This is a genomic window from Ruegeria haliotis (genome assembly GCF_013377785.1).
GTDB classification, from domain to species: Bacteria; Pseudomonadota; Alphaproteobacteria; order Rhodobacterales; family Rhodobacteraceae; genus Ruegeria; species Ruegeria haliotis.
In genome coordinates this window covers 12,431-32,919 of record NZ_JABXWT010000018.1, presented here as the reverse complement: position 1 = coordinate 32,919, position 20,489 = coordinate 12,431, and the positions used below count along the sequence as shown (strand labels likewise).

The following is a 20,489-nucleotide window of genomic DNA, read 5'->3' as shown; positions in this document are numbered from 1 at the left end:
CTTCTACGTGGCGGTCGGATGACAAAGTATAAGGGACAAGTGGCAAGTTACGCTCCGGCATTAGGGCGCATACTTTCGGGCGTTTCTGCTGCGGCACTTGGCGCGACCACATTACTGACTGCAGACTCTGCGTTTGCGGGTAGCTGTGGTCTAGAGGTCCCCGGCATCTATTTGTGTTCCGGGCCGGCTGATCCGATCAACGACATCAGTGTGACGATCATCAACGGTGCGCCCATATCTGTAGAAACGCTTTCTGGCTTTGGCATTGAGCCTTTCAATTCTGCAAACGCCATTGACCTGTTCAGTAATACGGGCGTGACCTTTACCGACAACAATGAGTCAACAATCATTTCGAGGTCCAATGACGCGCTTCGGACAGTCGTTTATGGCGGCGGTGATTTGGCGGTGACCACGACCGGCACGCTCAGCGGAGCGCGCAATGGTATCTACGCTCGAAATTACGGTGTGCTGTCGCCAGGAAGCCTTTCGATTACTGCGGCGAATGTCAGCGGGGCGGCGGATGATGGGATTTATGCCAGGAATGACCGTGGCACGGACCTTTCACTCACAACCTCCGGGATCGTTTCAGGGGGCCGGTCTGGCATATTTGCGCTAAACACCGGTAGCGGTGCGACGACAATCTCGGCGGCAGGTGTCTCCGGTGCAACAGGCGACGGCATTTCAGCGACGAATTCCGGTAGCGATCTTTCCATCACTGCAACTGACCGGGTCATCGGTGGCGATCGGGGTATAGCAGCCACAAACAATGGCAGCGGAGCATTGACGATTGCTGCTGAAGAGGTGGTTGGTCAGGGCGCGGAAGGAATTTCCGCGCAAAACAGAGGTTCCGATCTGACCATCATTGCGACTGGACTGGTTCAGGGCGACTCCATTGGTATCAACGCCAACAACAGCGGCACGGGAGCCCTGACGATCACAGCTGCGGACGTCACAGGTGCCAACAGCTTTGGGATAAGCGCGTCAAACCAGGGTTCTGGCACCAGCTTGTCGATTACGGCATCGGGTACCGTGACGGGTGCAACTAATGCGATATTCGCAACCAGTCGCGGAACTGAAGGTATGACTATCGACGTCGGAGACGCGATCAGTACAACTGATGGGAGCGGCATTATTGCCAACAATGATGGCGGAGGAGCGCTGGTGATCTCTGCGGCCAACGTCACCGGAAGCACCAACAATTCGGGTATTCTCGCCGGCAACAGAGGCACCGATCTTTCGATCACGACAAGCGGGTTGGTGACAGGCCACTTGCATGGGATTTCCGCAAGAAATGCTGGCGGTGATTTTACTGTGTCGGTCGCGGATGTGACCTCAACCGGCGTGAACGGGCTGAATCTGGCGAACTATGGCACGAACCTGTCGGTCACATCCACTGGCACGATCAGCGGTGCTGCGCACGGGATCCAGGCACAAAACGACGGCACCGGAGCCCTGACGATTGCAGCAACGGATGTCTCCGGAACCCTCGGTAATGGCATCTATGCCCGAAATACGATTGGCACCGACCTTTCAATTGTCACGTCCGGGCACGTTTCAGGCGGCGACTTTGGCATCCTCGCTCAAAATACCGGTAGCGGCGCGCTGTCAATCACGACGGCAAGTGTCACCGGAGGTGCGACAGGGGATGGCATTTCCGCGTTGAATACCGGTACCGGTCTCTCCATAACTGCGACTGATCGGGTTATCGGAGGCAATCGAGGGATTGGAGCCGTAAACAATCGCGGTGCATTGTCGATTGATGCCACGGAAGTCACCGGTGGGTCCGGCCATGGCATCTTCGCCCAAAATACGATTGGCACCGACCTTTCTATCGTCACGTCCGGGCACGTTTCAGGCGGCGACTTTGGCATCCTCGCTCAAAATATCGGTAGCGGAGCGCTGTCAATTTCGACGACCAATGTCACCGGAGGTGCAACAGGGGATGGCATTTCCGCGTTGAATACCGGCACCGATCTTTCCATTACTGCAACTGATCGGGTCATCGGAGGCAATCGGGGGATTGGGGCTGTAAACAACGGCAGCGGCGCATTGACGATTGCTGTTGAAGAGGTGGTCGGCCAGGGCGCGGAAGGAATTTCTGCGCAAAACAGTGGTTCCGATCTGACCATTACGGCGTCTGGACCGGTTCTGGGCCACTCCACCGGTATCGACGCATACAACGATGGCACGGGCGCACTGACGATCACAACTGCGGAAGTCACCGGGACCAACAGTTCTGGAATAAGGGCGGAAAACCATGGCTCCGGCACCAGCTTGTCGGTTACGGCATCGGGTACTGTGACGGGTGCTCGTGATGCAATTTACGCAAGTAGCCGCGGAACGACCGGAGGTGTAGCTATCGACGTCGGAGACGCGATCAGCACAGATGATGGGTACGGCATCAATGCTCGTAACTATGGCAGAGGATCGCTGGTGATCTCTGCGGCCAACGTCACCGGAACCGCCAACAATTCAGGTATTTTCGCCGGAAACGAAGGCACCGATCTTTCGATCACGACAACCGGACTGGTGACGAGTAACTATAATGGGATTTCCGCAAGAAACACCGGCACCGGTGCTATGACCGTTTCGGTCGCGGATGTGACATCAACCAGTCTGAATGGGGTGAATCTGGCTAACTATGGCACAAACCTTTCTGTCACCTCCACCGGCACGATTTATGCGGACGCAAAAGGGATTAACGCACTAAACGAGGGCACTGGCGCACTGGCGGTTTCCGTCAACAACGTCACAGGAGCGACCGAGGAGGGAATGCTCCTTTATAATGGCTCCTCAGGAACAGACTTGTCGATCACCGCTTCGGGGACAGTCACTGGCACTACCGCACTTGTAGCCGTTAACCGAGGCAGTGGCGCTCTGACGATTTCGACGTCTGATGTCACTGGCACCACTGGCAATGGTGTGATCGCACTGAATGAAAATGGTACCGATCTTTCAGTCACCTCCACTGGTATGATCAGCGGCGTTTCAAACGGGATATACGCCCAAAACTTTGGTTCAGGCCTGACATCGATTACCGTGTCTGGCGCTGTTTCTGGCGGTACTGGTGCCGGGATTCTGACCCGGACGACCGCCGGGTCGAGCGTGATCACTCTTGAAAGCGGTGCGGCTGTCTCCTCTTTGTCTGGCGAGGCGATTGTCGACGGTGATGGCGGCAATAGCCATGTCATTCTGCGGTCGGGATCAGCGATTGCCGGTGAGGTGCTGTTGAGTGACGGTACCGACGCGCTGACGATTGAAGGGGGTGCGGATATCAGCGCGGCAACCCTGTTCGACGGCGGCATTGGCACGCAGGACACGCTGACCTTTTCGGCCTTCAACGGCAATATAGATGGCGCTCTGTTCACCAATTGGGAAAACCTGACGGCAGACAATGGAAGTGTCCTGACACTGGACAGTTCAGCATCAAGCATTATTTCTCTCGCGGCAAACAACGGATCGACCATCGCAGCAGGGGAGGCAGACCAGTCTCTGAACAGCAACCTGCGGACCGACGTGACCAGCCGTTTCCAGGCCGGGTTTGGCGGATCAGGGGCGGTCAGTGTTGTAGGAGAAGTCAACAACGATGGTCTTATCACGTTGGCGGATGGTCGCGGGGGTGATCGTCTGACGATTGGCGGCGACCTGACGGGGTCTGGCACTGTGGCGCTTGATGTCGATTTTGATGCCGGAACTCACGATCAGTTGCTTGTGACAGGCGACAGTGCAGGAGCACAACAAGGCCTGCAGGTTCAGAAATCCGGTACTCTTGCAAATCTCCAGACCTATGCGCTTGCCACGGTTTCCGACACGAGTTCTGCCAACGACTTCCGTCTGGTGAACGGTGATTTTGTGACCAAAGGCGGAGAAGGCGCAATTGTTGGAGGTGCCTATACCTTCCTGCTCGATTACGATCCGGCAACCGGCGAGTTCATTCTCACGCCTTTCACTGCGAACGGTGGGGTGAACCTGAATCCGAACCGTGCGTTCCTTGCGGCCGGCATCCAGCAGTTCAGCGACCAGATTGCGTTGGACGGGGCGTTGCGCCGCCTGACTGGTAGAACAGGTGCGGAAGACGCTAACTCCGTCAGCCGATCCCTGATCGAACTCAGCTCTACGGATCAACCGCTGGTCTGGTTGAACGCTGAAGGTGGACGCGACCGCTATACGTCAGGTGATCGCACAAATGAAACGACCAGCGGTGGCTTGCGTGTCGGCGCAAGCCTGCCATTTGCCGAGATCGGTAATGGTTCCCTGATTGGTGGGCTCGAGTTTGGTGCAACGACACTTTCAACGGACAGCGAAACGTCATTGGCCGACGGCAAGATCGACACCGACGCCTACGATGTGACGCTGAGCGCGTTGTGGCTGGCCGATAGTCAACTCTATCTGGATGGCCAGTTGCGTTATGCGTTCTTCGACAGCACAACCCGCCTTGCCGGAGGACAGGAGGTCGATACGGATGGCGATGGCTATGCCGCCTCGATCGAGGTCGGCAAGGTGTTTGCTCTGAACAACGGGCTGAACCTAATCCCTCAGGCGCAACTTCTCTATAGCAGCGTTGATGCCGACGATCTCAATGATGTTTCAAGCGGTGCGGCTGGAACGGTCTCTGACGGCGATACTCTGAGTGCGCGCATCGGTCTACGGGCTGAGCGTGAGTTTGGCACCAGTGTCCTTTTTGGCCAGTTCGACTACTACTATGCGTTTGATGATGAAACGTCCGTATCCTTTGGCAACGACACGGTTCTGACCGAACGCGGCCGGAACAACCTTGCCTTGACGCTGGGTGGCCACGTGGACATCACGGCAACCACCACTTTGTTCGGGGAAGTGTCCGCTCAGAGCGGATTTGACAGCAGCTCTGATGACTATGGCGTTGCTGGCCAACTGGGTTTCGAATTCCGATTCTGAACCCTTCTCCACGAGACAAAGACGGTGCCGGCCCCTTCGCACCGTCTTTTGTGGGCCACCGCACCACTCACTCACATCATCACTCACGGTCAAAGGTGGCCCACACCCAATTTACCGATCAAACAAAAGGATCAACACAATGAAAACTCTAGTATCTGCGGCACTAGCCTTGGCGGCATTGGCGGTTCATTCGCCGGCTCAGGCGGAAGACCTGGAATTCCTGCTCTACAACGACAGCAGCGACGACCTGGTCGAATTCAACGTCTCCCCCGCATCATCCGACGATTGGGAAGCAAATCTTTTGGCGGGTGGTTATCTGGCCCCTGGATATGAAATTGGTGTGGATATCGCAGACGGGCTGACGACCTGTGTCTATGATATCCGTGGTATCTTTGCCGATGGTTCCGAAGCCGAAGATTATTCGCTGAACCTGTGTGATCTGGGTGAGTATACATTCTCCGACTAGGTATGAATGCAAACATAACGGCGAAAGCTCCAGGAAGTTGGAGCTTTCCACAAGCACTTGATTTGGTTGTCACCAATTAGGCTTCTCTGTTCGGAGTGAGCCCGAACGGACATCTGAGTTTCATTATGCGCACCAATAGTTATGGTGCTTAGGAGTGAGAACGGCTCTTATCTTCGTACCAAATCTATGCTGGCAGTCCAATGAACTCACAGCTCAAGGTTATTTCGGTTTAGGAGAACAACGTGACCAAACACATAACTCTCAGAGATGGTAGAACGCTCGCATTCAGCACATACGGCGACCCAAACGGAACACCCGTGATTTTTAGCCACGGGTTTTCCGACTCTCACGTAATTCGTCAACCCGACGACAGCCTAACTGCTTCGCTTGGAGTGCGATGGATTGCAGCAGACCAGCCCGGTGTCGGAGGGTCGAGTCCGAAGAAGGATCGGAAAATGGTCGATTGGGGTGCCGATATGGAGAACCTGGCTGACCACCTTGGCCTGGATACCTTCAACGTAGCGGGCCATTCCGGCGGCGGCCCCCACGCTTTGGCTGTGGCATTTCACATGCCGGAACGTGTGCGCAAGGTCGCTCTCGCTTCTCCTGTGGCGCCATTCGATGAGCCTGGCGTTACCAAAATGCTGGTACTGAAGGATCTGAAAACCATCGCGAAACTGCGCCATCTGACCTTTCTGATCCGCTGGGCAGAGCGCATGGGCGCTAAGAGTGCTTTGAAAGACATCCCTTCATATGTGGAGTCTGTCGTTGATCAAATGCCCAACGAAGCCAAAACAATACTCCGCAATCCAGAGCAGCAAGCCTTGTTCGAAGAGAACTTTCGTCTTGGTTACCTTCAACACGAGGAAGGTGTTTTCGAAATGACGATGGCTCTTTGGGATTGGGGATTTTCGCCAAAGGAGATCCGGCAACCTGTGAAAATGTTCTATGGGACAGCCGACGACATTATCTCACCGGAAATGCCTCGACACCTTTGCTCCGAACTTCCCAACTGCACAGCGCATGAGTGGTCGGGCGCAGGACATTATGGGTTTGTGGATCGCGAACGGTGGGCCGAATTTGTCGGCGCGGTTGCCAGTCTATCGTAGCGAGTTAACGGTAGCGGTGTCCGCAGAACAAGCGTGGGTTTCGGTCGAAATGCGCGGCTTCTTGCAACGTCCGCTTTTGGAGAGTTGCACCGCAGCGTTCCTTTCTCCAATTGAAGTCCGCTTTGGTCCGTCCTTGCAATTCCAATGCCAGCTATCTGCGTTTACCCGCTGTCTATGTGATGCACAGCATCGGGCTTCTTTGAGACATTGGCTGCAGCGTCGATCAATGGTCGCTATCCGCTTTGGGTCAGAAATGCTTGACGTTTGGGTCAGATTTGTATGACGCGATTTTCAGATTTATTGAGGTTTTGGTCGTCGATTGAGTCAAAGGTCTGTGACGTTCCACATCAATTGTAAGGCGACACATAGTTCTGCCACCAGCGACAGAACCTTGCCATTTTCGCCTCACTTCCTTCGTCCAGCACCTAGACCGATTTCAATGATCCTGACTTCCCTTTTGGGAAAATCAGGGCTGATTTGCAGATCATACGCCGAAGGCGCCTGTTCCTGCTGATCTGCCACGTGGCGAACGCGGATGGGGGCGAGGCAATGCTATTCGACAATAGTGGTGCGGCCCGCAGGCGTAGCCGAGGACACGGTGTTGTCTAATAGGGTTGCCCGAGGGGGAAGGCAGCGTCTTACCCCTGATGGCCAGGGGCGTTTGGCTTGTCCAAATCCCGCTGGCCCCAAAACAAGTGCGGCGGAGCTGGCTGCGCCGTTACTTTTTGCGCCAGAACACGTTGCTTTTCTAAAGAATGGGCGGATTCCGGTCATTCGCCGCAGGCGCATTCTCACTGTGAGATATCGCCGAAGCGGCCATTCAGATGCGAACAAGCGTCATCACTGCGGGACCGCGCGGTAGTGGTAAGTCCTTCAGGAAAGCGGACTTTCTCTGCGAGTGCAAAAGTTTACTAGGACGTTTCCAAACCAGACATTGTGCAAGGTTTGTCGGAATGCAGAGATTAAACATATATGCCTATTTAGCCGAGCAAATTGACAATCAGGCATACCATTCCAAAGTCGAATTCCACTTGTTTGCGCTCGATTTCAGATTGGCATACTGGCACCTAAACCCTCAGAAAATCATCAACGATCGAATGAAATAGCACAGGCTTTTCCAGATGCACGGCATGTGCGGTTCCGGGCACAACTGACAAGTAGACCTCGGGGATATTTGTCCACAAAGATTCCACTTGCGGCCAGCGATAGGACTTATCGGAATCTCCCCAGATTACTAGCGTTGGCATCGTTAGTTGCCCCAACGCATCGCGCCCATCCCAGTTGGCCATTGCCCCCAATGCTGCCATGGCGGCTTGGTCACTGGCCTGTGCGCCGATGTCTATCAGAAGCGGATAGCCGGGTGCCGCCTTTTCTGCCTTGAACCACGTGGCCCCGATACGTGCGATGGTTTTGGCGACCCCATCGCTTTGCAATCGCTCGCTTGACACGGTGATCGGTTCAAACCGGTCCGGCATCAGGCCCAGGGGCCCTGTCCCGTAAAGCACTAGTTTTTGCACCACATCAGGGCGAAGGGCTGCCATTTCCTGCGCGATCATTCCGCCCATGGAATGGCCCATCAGCGTGAATTCGGAAACCCCCAGATGATCCAGCAGCTCAAGCACGGACAAGGCCATTCCGCTGATGCTTGCACACCCCTCTAGGTGGCCCGCTTCCCCAAAGCCGGGAAGATTGGGGGCGATGACATCAAAGCCTTTGCTAAAGGCTTTGATTTCGTTTTCCCACTGTGCTGCACCGCCAAGATAGCCGTGCACCAGCACCAAAACCGGACCGGACCCGGCGCGAAGATAAGGCAGGACCGACATCAGCGCATCTGCTCCGGAAGCCACAGGGCCACATCGGGCGCAACGATCAGGATCGAGATCAGCAGAATCATGGCGCCGATGAAGGGCAGGCAACCCATGATGACATCGCCAATGGTGACCTGTTCCCTTCCTATGGCCTGTATGACGTATAAGTTTAGACCGACAGGGGGCGTGAGCACCGCAATCTCCATCGTGATGGTATAGACAACACCGAACCAGATCAGGTCAAAGCCTGCTGCATTCATCAGCGGATAGATCGTCGGCAGCGTGATGAAGGTCATCGAAACAGGTTCAAGAAACATGCCGAGAATGATGTAGAAGATTAAAACAATGGCCAGCACCGTGTAGGGTGACAAATCAAACGACAAGAACAGTTCGGTGAATTGTTGCGGCACGCGGTAATACGTCAGCACAAAGCCAAACAGCACACCGGCGGACAGGAGAAGACCCAAGTAGCCCATCGTGCGCATGGTGGCGAAGATGGAATCCTTGAACCCTTTCCAAGTCAGGCCACCGACCCAGAAGGCCAGGACAACCGTCAACAAGGCGGCCACGGCGGCGGCTTCGGTTGGTGTGGCGATACCGGCATAAATTGCAACGGTGATCACAAGACCAATCAGAACCACGGGACCTACGGTGCTGATGATCATCATCATCGGCATTTTTGTGGCGTTTTCGCTGCTGGGAATATCCTGCGGCTTCAAAATGCCCCAGACCAGCACCACCACCACAAAGCTGGACACAAGGATCAGGCCGGGAACGACGCCCGCGATAAACAGGTCACCGATGCTTTGATCGGTCACGATGCCGTAAAACAGCAGAATCAAGCTGGGCGGGATCAGGACAGAGAGCGTTCCACCAGCAGCCAGAACGCCACTGGACAGGCGCTTGCCATAGCCAAGGCGCAACATCTCAGGCAGGGCAACACCCCCAATGGTTAGCGCGCCAACCATCGACGACCCGCAGACCGCGCCAAACCCGGCACTTGCCCCGATAGATCCATAGGCAGCAGACCCCTTGATCCGCACGCCTTGGTGCAGAAATTGATAAAGGTTTGGACCGATATTGGACTTTCCTATGAGCTCACCAAGGAACACAAAAAGCGGAACGGCCAGCAGGATATAGTCAATCCAGACACCCCAGAGCTTAAGTTCTGACGAGACGATTGACGTCTCCCACCCCTGGATCTGCCACAGGAAAGGCAAAGATGCTGCGGCAAGGGCAAAGGGGATCGGCAGCCCAATTGAAATGAACAACATCAACAGGCCAAGCAGGCCAAGGCCAACAACATACCACTCCATTAGAACTCTCCTGACGGGGCCGGGTTGCGGATCAGGCGGATCAGACGCAAGCCGGCATAGAATGAGAATAGAACCAGCGCCAGCGCGCCGGGGGCCCAGAACAGGTAACGGGGCCAGTGCAGAATTTCTGAAGCGACACCGGAATTGAACGACCGGATCGTCGCACTGACACCCGCATAGGCAAAGAAGCTGCCAACCGCGAACATCAGGATATGATTGATGATATCAAACAGGCGGCGCAGACTGGGCCGCAGCTGGTCTGTGATCATTGTTACTTTCGGAAACGCGTCTTCGCGCAGCGCATAGGCCAACCCGGCAAAGGCCACGGGAAACAGCAAAAGTGCGGTGGCTTCTGTGACCATGCGGTCTGGCTTGCCAAGCCCATAGCGCACAAACACGCCGTAAGAAATCCACAGCATCTGGATCAGCACCACAACCGCACCGGCACCAGCAAGCCATACGACCGCTCGTTCGATTCGGCGGATCAGGTAATCAATTCCGTCATCCATGACAGACCTCAGATTTTTGAAAGAGAGGGTCGGTGGCCCCGGGACGTCAGGGCCACCGATGAAAGCCACCGATCAGGGAGCATGGCTTTCAAGAAGGGCGCGAATGCTGTCGGCCATTTCCATGCCGCAGGCCTCGTTCACCGTTTCGTCCCATTGGGGTTTCACGCTGGCAATCAGGCTTGCACGCTGTTCATCCGAAATGGACACTGCAGCACCGCCACCTTGCATCACGGCGTTGCCGACCTGCTGGTCAACCCATGCTTCATAGCGTGGCTGCAACCAGGTTTCGGTCTCAGCCGCAGCTGCCGTCAGGGCCGCTTGTTCGTCCGCAGTCAGCCCATCGAACTTGGATTTGTTCATCATGTACTGAATGTTGCCATAGAACAGGTTGGCGTTGACCATGTAAGGCATAACGGTCCAAAGCTTCCAAGAGCTGTAGGTCGCGACGCCCATGTTGATGCCATCAACAACGCCGCGTTCAGCAGATTGGAACACCTCTTTTGGGGCAACAAAAACCGGCTCTCCCCCCCAGCTTTCGATCATCATGCTGACCAGAGGCCCAATCGAGCGGACCAGCTTGCCGTCCAGCTTACCAAGATCTTCAATCGGCTCCTCGAACCACCATTCCTGATCATAGGAATAGTTTGAATTGAACAGCGGTACGAGGCCCGCATTTGCGGCTTCATCCTTGATCAGGCCCGCGTAAGCGGCATCCAGACCGGTTTGATCTTCCAAGCTGACTTCAGCCGGGTAAAGCGACGTAACTGCATAGCAAGGCAGACGGTTATCGGCATTGATCCAGCTGATGTCCGAAACGCCGCCTTGTACAGAATCGACCCCCTCGGACCAACCGTGCAATGTACCAGACGGGAATACCTCGACCTTGACCGATCCGCCGGTCTTTTCTGCGACAAGAGCAGCAAAATGCGTAAAGCCTCCATATCGAATGTCCGACTCGTTGACATAGGTGCTCAGACGCAGCGTGGTCTCAGCAGTGGCTGTGCCAGCGGTTAGACCGGCGGTTAAAGCGACAGCCATAGCCGTCGTCGATTTGATAGAAAAGTTCATATATTCCTCCCATTAAGCGGGCTTATCTGACAGGTTTCCTCACCGCCACACCCTTGGCCTTCATCCCAGAGACACATGTGGCTGGTCTGGGCTGACCTGTCACAAACGCTAGGCGAAACGGCGCGATCAATGCCAACTCAAATGCAGCATTAGATCATTCCAATATTGCATAGTTGTTCTTTTGCAGTACGTTAAGGTGAAATTGGAGGATGATTTGGATATTAACTGGCTTCGAGATTTCACTTGCCTCGCGCGTGTTTTGAATTTTACCCGGGCCGCAGAGGAACGCAATATCACGCAATCCGCTTTCAGTCGGCGGATCAAATCGCTGGAAAACTGGTTGGGGATCCCGTTGATCAAACGCTCCAGCTATCCAGTGCAATTGTCAGAGGCTGGTCAGCAGTTTTTGCCGGTCGCGCAAGAGGCAATCGCCAACCTGACGGACATTCGCCAAACCCTGCGCGCGCAGGAACAGGGCCGTACGGCCTTTCAGCGCTTTGCCGTCCTGCACACGATTTCGGTCAACTACCTGTCGCACCGCATTGCTGAATTTGAAGATCGCATTCCAAACCTGCGCGTGCGGATTTATTCAGATAACCTCAGCACCTGTTGTCAGCTTCTGTCGGACGGGACTTGCGACTTTCTGCTTTATTATCGGCACAAGGATGTGCAACCGGTTTTCGAAGAGCGGCATTTCGCGCGCAAAGATATTGGTTCTGAACAGATGATCCCCGTCGCACAAACCAATGCGGCCCGTGAAGGGGGCTGGGATTTGGACAATCCGGGGCGGGTACAGATCCCGTATTTGGGTTATGACCCAAGCAGCTTCCTTGGATCCGTGGTTGATCAGATCATTGGAACGCGGTCGCCCCCGTTGGCACTGCGCTATATGGATGCGCTGACCGAGGCCATCAAGCGGCGCATGTTATCGGGCAGCGGGGTTGCTTGGCTGCCCGAAAGCGTGGTGTCGGAAGAACTGGCCTCCGGGCAAGTGATACAGGTTGGGGGTGAAAACTGGCAGGCCTCGCTGACCCTGTCATTGTTCTGCTCGCTTGACCGTTTGGATGAAACCGGCGAGCAGGTCTGGAACGCGCTATAGCCCCACGGACAGTTCGGGGATTGTTGTCAGATCGGCCCAGATTTGGGCGTTCCCGTCGCCCTGTTGATCAGACAGGCGGATCAGCATGATGCCAAGATCCTGAAGCGGCAGGTCATTCAACCGCCTTAAACGCCCTTCTTTCAAATGCCGTTTGACCAAAGTCAGCGGCAGCCAGGCAACCCCGATGCCATCCAGAGCATATTCGCAAGCGGCAAGGGTCAGCGCGGTTTCCGCCTTTGGTGACAATAAGACACCTTCGGGTAACAAGGGCAAAATGCACTGACTGAACACGCGCCCTAAGAAAACATCCGGGGGATATGAAATGAACGGCATCTCGTGTTCATCCGCGTTGTTCACGAGATCCGGGGACGCCACCGGGACCAATGTATCGCCGCCCAGTCGCCGTATCTCAAATGCTTGTGGCAATGCAGGACCGGAGGCATCGGGGCGTTCGTACGTTATGGCAAAATCGGCCTCACCAGACAGAAGCAACATCAGGCAATTGTCCCGATTTCCTGATCGCACACGTACAGAAATGTCTTGTGACTGGGTCAGTTGCCTTACGACCCACGGGGAAATTGTGGTGGTAATGGCGTGTTGGCACACAAAGGTAACATCCCGCGTTCCACCATCGGCTGCTGATTTCAAATCGTGCTGCAGGCGGCGCAGCCGTGCGCCAAGTTCCCGCAGCTCAGGTTCCATTGCCTGCACGCCTGGCAGGATAGTGACAGGCTTGCAGGACCGGTCAAACAGGGGGGCGCCAATCCGTTCTTCAATCAGTCTCACCCGCCGCGTGAAGGCTGATTGGGTCAGAAAACGCCGCTCGGCCGCGCGCGTCAGTGACCCGGTGTCAATCACGGCTAATATGTCATCTATCCAATCCAGCTGCATATTTCCAACATAGCAGCGCGTCATGATTATGCAAGATGCGCATGTTAATGCGCAAATTTCGAATTAGATGTGTGGAAAACGCCAGAATAAGATGCAGAAAAACCAACTTAGGAGTCTCCGATGCATCTCGCCCGTTACCCCCGCCGCTTCATCGCCCACCTGCCAACACCGCTTGAGCGACTGGATCGTCTGACCGCAGAACTTGGCGGCCCGGAAATCTGGATCAAACGCGACGACTGCACCGGCCTGTCTACTGGCGGCAACAAGACCCGCAAACTTGAGTTCCTGATGGCCGAGGCTGAGCTTCAGGGTGCAGACATGGTCATGACACAAGGTGCCACCCAATCCAATCACGCCCGCCAAACCGCAGCTTTTGCGGCGAAACTGGGCATGGATTGTCACATCCTTCTGGAAGATCGCACCGGGTCCAACAACGCCAACTACAACAATAACGGCAACGTTTTGCTGGATCACCTGCATGGTGCCACCACCGAAAAACGCCCCGGTGGTCTGGATATGAACGCCGAGATGGAAGCCGCCGCCGACAAGCTGCGTGCAGATGGCAAAAAAGTTTACACCATTCCCGGTGGTGGTTCGAACCCCACAGGCGCGCTCGGCTATGTGAACTGCGCGTTTGAGATGTTGGCGCAAGCCAATGATCGCGACCTGAAGCTGGATCATATCGTTCACGCCACCGGAAGCGCCGGTACGCAGGCAGGTTTGATTGTGGGTCTGAAAGCGATGAACGCACAGATCCCGCTGTTGGGCATTGGCGTACGAGCACCCAAGCAGAAACAGGAAGAAAACGTCTTCAATCTGGCCTGCACCACGGCCGAGAAACTGGGCTGTGCTGGTGTTGTTCAACGCGAAGATGTGGTCGCCAACACCGATTATGTCGGCGAAGGCTATGGCATCCCAACCCAAAGCGGCATCGAAGCCATTCAAATGTTTGCTGAGCTGGAATCCATCCTGCTTGATCCGGTTTACTCTGCCAAAGGGGCCGCGGGCTTTATTGATCTGATCCGCAAAGGTCACCTTAAGAAAGGCGAACGCGTCGTCTTCCTGCACACTGGCGGTTCGGCGGCTCTCTTCGGCTATGACGCTGCCTTTGACCACAGCAAACGCTGGGTTGGCTAACGCCAAAAACAATAGGTGCGCGTGACCTCACGCTGACTGCGCGCACCATTTTCACATTCCCGCATTCAGGAGCGAACCATGGTGTCGCTGATCAAGTCCCGCTGGGACACCCACTTTGGTGGCATTCTTCTGGTGTGCGTCATCGCCGCCGCTGCGACCTTTCTGTCCGAACATTACGGCGCGCCCGCGATGCTTTTCGCACTGTTGATCGGCATGGCGTTTCACTTTCTCTACGATGATCAGAAATTCACACCGGGGCTGGAGTTTTCGGCCAAAACGTTACTGCGGTTTGGGGTGGGCCTGTTGGGCTTGCGTCTGAGCATCGGGGATGTGGAAAGCGTTGGGTTGGGCGCGGTTGGCGCGGTCGTCGGATTTGTCATGGCGACGCTTGCCTGCGGGGCGGTCCTTTCTTTTCTCTTCGGTCGCAAACTGGCCTTTGGCCTGCTGGCGGGCGGTTCGGTGGCAATCTGTGGCGCCTCTGCGGCCCTTGCTATTGCCTCGGTTCTGCCCGCAAAAGATGACCGTGAGCAGGACACGTTGTTTGTCGTAATCGGCGTCACCGCCCTGTCGACGATCGCTATGATTGCTTACCCAATCCTGTTTGGGGCCCTGGGCATGAGCGATCTGGAAAGCGGCTTTCTGATTGGTGCAACCATTCATGACGTGGCCCAAGTCGTCGGCGCAGGATATTCGATCAGCGAAGAGGCGGGGGTGATTGCGACCTTCGTCAAGATGGTGCGCGTGGCGTTGTTGCCGGTGGTGATGATTGTGGTCATGGCGAGCTTTCGTGGCGCACAATCCCAGAAGATCACCCTGCCGTGGTTTCTTGTCATGTTTGTCGCGCTCGCGATTTTGACAAACACCGGGCTGGTGCCACAGGTGATCACTGACGCAATTGCCACCCTGTCCGGTTGGTGTCTGGTGATCGCAATCTCTGCCCTTGGGGTGAAAACCAGCCTTGCAACCATTCTGCGCGTCAAACCCAGCTACGGCATTATCCTTGTTGCCGAAACCCTTTTTCTTCTCGCTATCGCCGTGGCGTTTGTCATGAGCTTTGGCTTCTGACCATCAACCTGAAAGGACAAGATATGTCGCAAATTCAACGCCTGAAAAGCTCTTATCGTATGAGCCAGATCGTCACCTGTGGAGAGATGATTTATCTCGCCGGTCAGGTGGCTGTGCCCGGAACAAGTGTGACCGAGCAGACCAAAACCATTCTGGCGCAAGTGGACAGCTTGCTGGCTGAGGCCGGTTCAGACAAGAAACATATCCTGCAGGCGATCATCTGGCTTTCATCAATGGATGACTTTGCTGAAATGAACGCTGTCTGGGACAGTTGGGTCGCCCCCGGCAACGCGCCCGCGCGTGCGTGTGGAGGGGCCGCATTGGCCACCCCCGACTACAGCGTTGAGATCATTATTACCGCGCGAAAAAAATAAGACCTATAAGTCGTGAGCAGGTTTGATACTGTAACTAGATAGTCGATCCTGTTTCACTCTATTTTGGTACGCAGAAACACTCTAGACTTTTCAGCTAAAGCGGATGTCTGGTTTGGTGAACTGCATTGCAGTAATAAAGACCAGCCGCGAAGGGCAGCAATGGGTCGGCTGCACTCATCTGCTGTTCCAGATGTTCGGGAGGCAAGCGGCACCTCGCACACAATGACTTTGCGTGAAGGAGAGGCTTCTGGGAGTGAGCGTATTGTGCCTTGAGCAGGATCTTCGATGCCAATCCAAAGTCGGAAATGCTACGCAGAGTGTAATTATGAGTTTCGCTGGATTTCTCGGTCGCGGCGAATGACGGGAGTCCCTTCAAAGCTTTTAACAAGCCCCAATAGTCTATCTCTCTGGAACCCCAAGTCGCCGAAGAAACACCGATATCCGCTCCAGGGCTCCAGAAGAAAACACCATCGCTTCTTTATAGCTTTTGATCGTTAGGTCTGGAAACTCCGAGAACAAAACAACGCGCGATACCATCGCCTCACGCTCTCGCCCGGCGGCCAAAAGAACCGGAGCAAGGTTGCGGTGGATCCAGTGGGCTGTGGGACGCTCTATAAGGGCGCGCCGGAAGAAATCGGCCGCCGCGGCATACTCTTCTGTAACCTGATGTGCGCTGGCGATCCCGACGTAATTGTTAAAGTTCATCGGGTCGATCGGGCTCAACCTGATGGACCGTTCAAAATGGGGCAGAGCTGATTTGGGACGGTCCGCATAGACTTCGAGCCAGCCGAGCCTTGAAAAGGCCCATGCAGAATTGTTGTCTAGGTTGATGGCCCGCTCCAGCAGCACGCGCGCGTCGTCGTAATTGCGGGCGAACGTATGCACCGTTCCCAATACGGCAAGGATCAGAGGGTCTTCCGAAGACAGCGCTGCCGCGCGTTCTGCATGCTCCAGTGCTTTGGCCTTAGCGGCCTCTATATCGGTAACCCAGTTATAGACAGAATGTTGAGCCCAGCACCATGCAGACAACGCAAGGGCCAATGGGTAATTGGGGTCGATTTCCAATCCTTTGTTCAGCAATCCCAGTGCCAGGGCCGCCTCGTCCTTGTCCAGCATCCAAACGTGCCGCATGCCCCGCATCGTATAGTCATAGGCCCCAAGGCTTTCCGGAGGTTTGCGCCGCACCCGTTCGATTTCGGCTTTTTGAATGGATGGCAGTATCGCGCCGGCCACTTGTTCAGTGATCCGGTCCTGAAGTTCGAATAGATCTTCTTCGGACCCGTCATAGCGTTCAGCCCACAGGTGGGCTCCGGTCTTGGTCTCTATCAGCTGGACCGTGATCCTCAACCTTCCGGCCGCCCGCTGCACGGAACCTTCCAATAGATACGCGACACCCAGTTCCCGACCTATTTGTCCGACATTCTTGTGCGAGCCTTTATAGGCGAAGGCCGAGTTTCGCGCGATCACGAAGAACGCTCGAATGCGCGCCAAATCCGCTGTCAGCGCCTCGACAATGCCATCCGCGAAGTAGTCTTGCCCCGGATCACCTAACATATTGTCGAATGGAAGCACGACGATCGAAGGTTTGTCAGGAAATTCCTGAACTTGAACCTCCCCTGTGATGCCGACCATCGTATCGGCAGGCCAAAAGTACGTGCGTATTGGCTGGGAGACGTTTTTCAACTGCCGCTCGCCGCCCGAGGCGAACTCCTCGGCCACTTTGCCTTTGATCTGATCATAGGCGCCCGAGCTCAGAATGACCCCACCCGGTGGGGAGATTGTCTGCAATCTCGCCGCCACATTGATGCCATCACCATAAACGTCCGAACCCTCGAGTATGACGTCGCCGAGATTTATGCCTATTCGCAGCTCAATCTTCTCTCCGGCCACATGGTGCTCATCCGATCGTGTAAGCACAGACTGCACCGCGATGGCGGCGTTGACCGCGTCGACGACGCTTCCGAAGAGAGTAATTGCGCCATCCCCCATGGTCTTGACGACCCGGCCACGGTAGGCAGCCACCTGTGGGGCAATCACGGTCTGGCGCAGATGCTTCAGAGCGGCCAGCGTGCCCTCTTCGTCGCGCCCCATTAACCGTGTGTAGCCAACGACATCCAGCACAAGGATGGCGGCCAATCTGCGGTCGATGCGCGCCTCGGTCACGACGACAACTCCGTCTTAACTGTATTCGCCCGAACGTCCGCCCAGGCGGAAGAAATAGTGTTGACGACGGCATCGATCTCGGTCGGGCCGGTCGCGTTACAGATCACGGAAATACGCATGACCCAGGCCCCCTTCCATCGGGCGCCACCGACGAAAATCACACCTAAGTCGCGAATACGCGTAATGACCGCCTCAGTTAACATCCCGCGTTGTTCGTTGGTGGTATCCGAAGCACCAAACTCGACGATAATCTGGTTCAATTGAACTTCGTTAAGCACACAGACACCGGAGATACGGTCCAACCTTGCTGAGATTTGTTTCGCGACACTGCAGTGACGATCAACCAGTTCCTCGATCCCGTCTCGTCCCAACGTTTTCAACATTGCCCAGGTTGGGACGCCGCGTGCCCGTCGGGACAATTCCGGCACCAGAAAACATGGGATGCGATCTTCCCCGGTTTGCGGAGGCAGATAACTGGCGTCGATCTGCATGGCCTGTCGCAACGCATCAGTGTCGCGTACGATTGTATAGCCGCTGTCAAAAGGTGTTTGCAGCCATTTATGGCCATCGACGGCCCATGAATCTGCAAGCTCGACACCCGTGGTCAGGGGGTTGTAACTTGGGTGCGCGCGCGCCCACAAGCCAAACGCGCCGTCGACATGAAGCCAGGCCTGCGCCTCTCGAGCGACATTCACGATCTCGGGGAAGGGATCGAACGCTCCCGTGTTGATCTGCCCGGCCTGGGCGATAATTATTTTTGGACCTGCCGTCTCGTCAACCCGCCGTTCTAAATCAGTCGGCTCCATCCGGCCTTGTGCGTCTGTTCGGACCCGGCAAACCCGGTTACGGCCGAGCCCGAGATAGCCCAAGGCGGAAAACACCGAAGTGTGTGCGTCATCACCGACAAACACTGTAATCGGTGGCGCTCCGAAAAGCCCGTCGGCATCCGGATCCCAGCCAGACCGCCGCAAGATTGCCCCGCGCGCCGCAGCCAGCGCCGTAAAGTTGGCAACCGTGGCGCCCGTTACGAAACCCACCGCGGCCTGACCGGGCAGGTCGAGAATGTCGAGCAGCCATCGCCCGGCAATCTCCTCCAGCGCCGATGCAGTCGGTGAGGATTCGTGAAAGGCCGCGTTTTGCCCCCACGCACTGACCAGCCAGTCCGCCGCGACGCCCACGGGATCCGACCCGCCCAGCACCCAGCCAAAGAACCGTGGGTGGACCATAGGTGTCAGACCGGGCTCGCCCTTTTGAACCAGTTCGCTGATGACCGCTTCGCCGTTTTGGCCTCGCTCCGGGAGCGGCTCGCCAAAGCTCTCCAGCATCTCGGCGTAATCGCGCTCCGGCCCGCAAGAGCGCGCTGAAACGCCCTTACGATAAGCCTCGGCATGGGCAAATCCGGTTCTGAGAATGTCCAGGGGGTCTGACATGTTAGGTCATCTGGCCGCCAGGAGTGGACTGGGAGATGGCGACTTCTTCCTCGGTCATCTCTTCGGCAATCCCCTCGAATAGCGGTGTCGATAAATAGCGCTCGCCGGTATCCGGCAAAATGCACAGAATCGTGGTACCGGGATCCGCGTTTTCTGCCATCTTCATCGCTATTGCGAAAGTTGCGCCGCCCGAGATGCCGGTCAGGATGCCTTCTTTACTTGCCAGTTTCCGCGCCCATTCCACACCATCGGGACCGGGCACGGGGTGCAACTCGTCATAGTAATTGTTGTCTACCGACTCTTGCAGAACCGCGGGAATAAAGTCCGGCGTCCAGCCCTGGATCGGATGGGGTTCAAAAGCGGGATGACTGCCTGCAGGAGATCCATCTTCATTCCGATCGGTGGGAATACCGCTGCCAAGTAGCTGCGCATTCGCCGGTTCAGACAGGATGAATTTTGTTTCAGGACGTTCCTTGCGCAGCACACGCGCAACCCCGGTCAGGGTGCCGCCTGTGCCATACCCCGTAACCAGGTAATCCAACCGCTTACCACTGAAATCACTCAGGATTTCCTGCGCAGTTGTTGATGCGTGAATCTCGGCATTCGCCTCGGTTTCGAACTGACGTGCAAGCAACCAACCATGTGCTTCCGCCAGTTCGACCGCCTTGCGATACATGCCAAGCCCCTTTTCCGCACGTGGGGTCAGTACAACCTTGGCACCAAACATCCGCATCAGCCGCCGACGCTCGACCGAGAAGCTGTCCGCCATCGTCACAACCAATGGATAGCCCTTTTGAGCACAAACCATAGCCAATCCGATGCCTGTATTGCCGCTGGTGGCTTCAACAACCGTTTGACCGGGTTTTAACGCACCGCTGCGTTCCGCCGCTTCGATGATGTTGAGCGCCAGCCGGTCCTTCACCGAGCCCGCTGGATTGAACGCTTCGAATTTGACGTACATGTTGACGCCTTTCGGCCCAAGGTTGTTGATACGGATCACCGGGGTGTTGCCAACGGTATCCAGGACGCTGTCATAGAGGCGTCCATTTCCTTGAGTTGTTCTGAGCTGTCCTTCGGTCATCGCATTCCCTCATGTATTAACCCGACCGGCGCCAATGTGAGCGCCGAGTTCACAAACAA

15 protein-coding genes are annotated in these 20,489 nt (G+C 55.8%); 7 read left to right on the top strand and 8 right to left on the bottom strand.

Annotated elements, in window-relative coordinates; all coding sequences use genetic code 11:
• Positions 1-18 precede the first annotated feature (18 nt).
• The 3 genes from HW561_RS20140 (at position 19) to HW561_RS20130 (ending at position 6,489) form a co-directional block, all read left to right on the top strand.
• On the top strand, positions 19-4,914 hold the full coding sequence (locus HW561_RS20140; RefSeq protein ID WP_176867154.1) for a beta strand repeat-containing protein: 4,896 nt from the start codon (positions 19-21) through the stop codon (positions 4,912-4,914).
• 139 nt (positions 4,915-5,053) lie between these two features.
• Complete coding sequence (locus HW561_RS20135; RefSeq protein ID WP_176867153.1) at positions 5,054-5,380, top strand: hypothetical protein; 327 nt, start codon at positions 5,054-5,056, stop codon at positions 5,378-5,380.
• 242 nt (positions 5,381-5,622) lie between these two features.
• Positions 5,623-6,489, top strand: coding sequence for an alpha/beta fold hydrolase (locus HW561_RS20130; protein ID WP_176867152.1), 867 nt, complete (start codon positions 5,623-5,625; stop codon positions 6,487-6,489).
• A gap of 1,067 nt (positions 6,490-7,556) precedes the next feature.
• Here the strand turns inward: HW561_RS20130 and HW561_RS20125 are convergent.
• The 4 genes from HW561_RS20125 to dctP all read right to left on the bottom strand — a co-directional run bounded on the left by HW561_RS20125 (position 7,557) and on the right by dctP (position 11,190).
• Complete coding sequence (locus HW561_RS20125) at positions 7,557-8,312, bottom strand: alpha/beta fold hydrolase (protein ID WP_176867151.1); 756 nt, start codon at positions 8,310-8,312, stop codon at positions 7,557-7,559.
• Positions 8,312-9,613: a TRAP transporter large permease gene (locus HW561_RS20120; protein ID WP_176867150.1), complete on the bottom strand. Its 1,302-nt coding sequence runs from the start codon at positions 9,611-9,613 to the stop codon at positions 8,312-8,314. The genes HW561_RS20125 and HW561_RS20120 overlap by 1 nt, the downstream gene beginning before the upstream one ends.
• Positions 9,613-10,122 (bottom strand): TRAP transporter small permease, encoded by a 510-nt coding sequence (locus HW561_RS20115; protein ID WP_176867149.1) that lies wholly within the window; start codon positions 10,120-10,122, stop codon positions 9,613-9,615. Before HW561_RS20115 ends, HW561_RS20120 begins: the two co-directional genes overlap by 1 nt.
• Before the next feature lie 72 nt (positions 10,123-10,194).
• Entirely contained in the window at positions 10,195-11,190 is a 996-nt protein-coding gene (gene dctP / locus HW561_RS20110; protein ID WP_176867148.1) for a TRAP transporter substrate-binding protein DctP, read from the bottom strand.
• A gap of 214 nt (positions 11,191-11,404) precedes the next feature.
• On the opposite strand from dctP, the gene HW561_RS20105 reads away from it, so the two are divergent.
• Positions 11,405-12,289 carry a LysR family transcriptional regulator gene (locus HW561_RS20105; RefSeq protein ID WP_176867147.1) on the top strand — a complete coding sequence of 295 codons (885 nt, stop codon included), beginning with the start codon at positions 11,405-11,407 and terminating at the stop codon, positions 12,287-12,289.
• Here the strand turns inward: HW561_RS20105 and HW561_RS20100 are convergent.
• Entirely contained in the window at positions 12,284-13,180 is an 897-nt protein-coding gene (locus HW561_RS20100; protein ID WP_176867146.1) for a LysR family transcriptional regulator, read from the bottom strand. The two genes, HW561_RS20105 and HW561_RS20100, sit on opposite strands and share 6 nt — an antisense overlap.
• 120 nt (positions 13,181-13,300) lie before the next feature.
• Here HW561_RS20100 and cuyA point away from each other — a divergent pair, with 120 nt between their 5' ends.
• From cuyA to HW561_RS20085, 3 genes are all read left to right on the top strand, one after another.
• Positions 13,301-14,317 (top strand): D-cysteate sulfo-lyase, encoded by a 1,017-nt coding sequence (gene cuyA / locus HW561_RS20095; RefSeq protein ID WP_176867145.1) that lies wholly within the window; start codon positions 13,301-13,303, stop codon positions 14,315-14,317.
• A gap of 78 nt (positions 14,318-14,395) precedes the next feature.
• A complete protein-coding gene (locus tag HW561_RS20090; protein ID WP_176867144.1) occupies positions 14,396-15,382 on the top strand; it encodes a YeiH family protein in 987 nt (328 codons plus the stop codon).
• 23 nt (positions 15,383-15,405) lie between these two features.
• On the top strand, positions 15,406-15,756 hold the full coding sequence (locus HW561_RS20085; RefSeq protein WP_176867143.1) for a RidA family protein: 351 nt from the start codon (positions 15,406-15,408) through the stop codon (positions 15,754-15,756).
• Positions 15,757-16,155: 399 nt separating this feature from the next.
• Here HW561_RS20085 and HW561_RS20080 read toward each other — a convergent pair whose 3' ends face one another.
• The 3 genes from HW561_RS20080 to HW561_RS20070 are packed head-to-tail and all read right to left on the bottom strand — an operon-like array spanning position 16,156 to position 20,430.
• Positions 16,156-17,919 (bottom strand): adenylate/guanylate cyclase domain-containing protein, encoded by a 1,764-nt coding sequence (locus HW561_RS20080; RefSeq protein WP_176867142.1) that lies wholly within the window; start codon positions 17,917-17,919, stop codon positions 16,156-16,158.
• Positions 17,916-19,349 carry a pyridoxal phosphate-dependent decarboxylase family protein gene (locus HW561_RS20075; protein ID WP_176867141.1) on the bottom strand — a complete coding sequence of 478 codons (1,434 nt, stop codon included), beginning with the start codon at positions 19,347-19,349 and terminating at the stop codon, positions 17,916-17,918. Before HW561_RS20075 ends, HW561_RS20080 begins: the two co-directional genes overlap by 4 nt.
• 1 nt (position 19,350) lies before the next feature.
• The gene (locus tag HW561_RS20070) at positions 19,351-20,430 is read right to left on the bottom strand and encodes a PLP-dependent cysteine synthase family protein (RefSeq protein ID WP_176867140.1); all 1,080 of its coding nucleotides are present in this window, start codon (positions 20,428-20,430) and stop codon (positions 19,351-19,353) included.
• Positions 20,431-20,489: the final 59 nt, after the last annotated feature.

What these genes read in the sequence shown, in the direction of transcription:
- HW561_RS20140 (WP_176867154.1), top strand. Translation starts at nt 19, where the DNA reads ATGACAAAGTATAAGGGACAAGTGGCAAGTTACGCTCCGGCATTAGGG.
- HW561_RS20135 (WP_176867153.1), top strand. Translation starts at nt 5,054, where the DNA reads ATGAAAACTCTAGTATCTGCGGCACTAGCCTTGGCGGCATTGGCGGTT.
- HW561_RS20125 (WP_176867151.1), bottom strand. Translation starts at nt 8,312, where the DNA reads ATGTCGGTCCTGCCTTATCTTCGCGCCGGGTCCGGTCCGGTTTTGGTG.
- HW561_RS20120 (WP_176867150.1), bottom strand. Translation starts at nt 9,613, where the DNA reads ATGGAGTGGTATGTTGTTGGCCTTGGCCTGCTTGGCCTGTTGATGTTG.
- HW561_RS20115 (WP_176867149.1), bottom strand. Translation starts at nt 10,122, where the DNA reads ATGGATGACGGAATTGATTACCTGATCCGCCGAATCGAACGAGCGGTC.
- dctP (WP_176867148.1), bottom strand. Translation starts at nt 11,190, where the DNA reads ATGAACTTTTCTATCAAATCGACGACGGCTATGGCTGTCGCTTTAACC.
- HW561_RS20100 (WP_176867146.1), bottom strand. Translation starts at nt 13,180, where the DNA reads ATGCAGCTGGATTGGATAGATGACATATTAGCCGTGATTGACACCGGG.
- cuyA (WP_176867145.1), top strand. Translation starts at nt 13,301, where the DNA reads ATGCATCTCGCCCGTTACCCCCGCCGCTTCATCGCCCACCTGCCAACA.
- HW561_RS20090 (WP_176867144.1), top strand. Translation starts at nt 14,396, where the DNA reads ATGGTGTCGCTGATCAAGTCCCGCTGGGACACCCACTTTGGTGGCATT.
- HW561_RS20085 (WP_176867143.1), top strand. Translation starts at nt 15,406, where the DNA reads ATGTCGCAAATTCAACGCCTGAAAAGCTCTTATCGTATGAGCCAGATC.
- HW561_RS20075 (WP_176867141.1), bottom strand. Translation starts at nt 19,349, where the DNA reads ATGTCAGACCCCCTGGACATTCTCAGAACCGGATTTGCCCATGCCGAG.
- HW561_RS20070 (WP_176867140.1), bottom strand. Translation starts at nt 20,430, where the DNA reads ATGACCGAAGGACAGCTCAGAACAACTCAAGGAAATGGACGCCTCTAT.